Origin of the sequence: Streptomyces sp. YS-3 (genome assembly GCF_045257485.1) — a bacterium.
GTDB lineage: Bacteria > Actinomycetota > Actinomycetes > Streptomycetales > Streptomycetaceae > Streptomyces.
Genome location: NZ_JBJHPC010000954.1, coordinates 1 through 1,591 on the forward strand (window position 1 = coordinate 1; position 1,591 = coordinate 1,591).

A 1,591-nucleotide genomic window follows, 5' to 3' on the forward strand; every position below is an offset into this window, starting at 1 on the left:
CTCGGCGGCCCGGGAGGCGCGGAACTCGCGATCGGCCCCAACGCCGACGGACGCCTGGAGATGTTCGCCATCAACGGCGACACCTTCCAGCACCGCTACCAGCTCTCCCCCTCCGGCGCCTGGTCCGGCTGGGAGACCTTCGGCGGCGGCGGCCGGGACATCGCCGTCGGCGCCAACGGCGACGGCCGCCTCGAAGCCTTCGCCTCCGGACCCACCGGCGTATTCCACCGCTACCAGACCGCACCGAACAGCGGCTGGTCGGAGTGGGAGAACACCGGTGGTGGTCCCGCCAAAAGCCGTATCGAAATGGAGAAGTCGCCCGACGGGCGTCTGGAAGCCTTCGCGATCAACGGCGAGGTGTTCCAGCACCAGTACCAGACGGCCGTCAACGGCGGCTGGTCGGCCTGGGAGGACTTCGGCGGTGGCGGACATGATCTGACGGTGGATCACAACCAGGACGGACGCCTGGAGGTCTTCGCCTCCGGACCCGCCGGGGTCTTCCACCGCTACCAGACAGACCGGGCCGGTTGGTCCGGGTGGGAAGGCATGGGCGGGCCCGCCGACGCACAGCTCACCAGCCAGCCGACCGCCGACGGCCGCGTGGAGGTCTTCGCGATCAACGGCAGCGTCGCCCAGCACCTGTGGCAGACCGGCGTCAACGCCCCGTACGGCCCGTGGGACACCTTCGGCGGTGGCGGTACGGAAGTCACCGCGGTGGCCAACGCGGACGGCCGTATCGAGGTGTTCGGCACGAGCCGCGCCGGCGTCTACCACAAGTGGCAGACGGGCTTCGCGACCTGGTCCGAATGGGCCTGGCTCAACACCACTTCCGGCCCCGCCGTCAATTGAGGAGACAGCACGTGAGAACCGTGCAACGCGCTCACCGCGCACCCCATCGCGTCGTCCTGGCAACCGCCACCTCGCTCCTGCTCGGGGCGGGCGTCCTGGTGGGCGCGTCGCCCGCGTACGCCGCGCCGAGCGATCTGTGCGCCCAGGTCGGCTACAACGCGGGCTTCCGGGGCGAGAGCCTGGTGACCGCCGTCGCGGTCGCGCTCGCCGAGTCCAGCTGCGACCCGACGGCCACCAACGTCCAGAACAACACGCCTCCCTCCACCGACCGCGGCCTGTGGCAGATCAACAGCTACTGGCACCGCGAGGTGGACGACGCCTGCGCCTTCGACCCGCAGTGCAACGCGAACGCGGCCTTCACCATCTCCTCCGGCGGTGCCAACTGGCAGCCCTGGTCCACCTACAACGCGGGCGCCCATCTGCGGCACATGGACGAGGCGCGGGCCGCGGTGGACCGGCTGGGCCACCACGAGCCCGGGCCCGCTCCCCTGGTGTATCCGGCGGAGTCGGGGCGGGTGGTGTCGGCCCGTTCGTCGGACGGCCGCCTGGAGGTCTTCGCCGCCGGAGCCGACGGCGTCCACCACGCCTGGCAGACAGGCGTCAACGGCGCCTGGTCCGACTGGGAACCCCTCGGCGGCCCGGGAGGCGCGGAACTCGCGATCGGCCCCAACGCCGACGGACGCCTGGAGATGTTCGCCATCAACGGCGACACCTTCCAGCACCGCTACCAGCTCTCCCCCTC

At 71.2% G+C, this 1,591-nt stretch carries 1 protein-coding gene and 1 pseudogene; both read left to right on the forward strand.

Annotation, left to right across the window (positions count from 1 at the left end):
* Window positions 1-849 (forward strand): annotated as a pseudogene (locus ACJA3G_RS36655) (hypothetical protein); the annotation flags it as partial.
* Between the two features lie 11 nt (window positions 850-860).
* Window positions 861-1,591: transglycosylase SLT domain-containing protein (locus tag ACJA3G_RS36660; protein ID WP_406557339.1), on the forward strand; the 731-nt coding region annotated here is incomplete at its 3' end.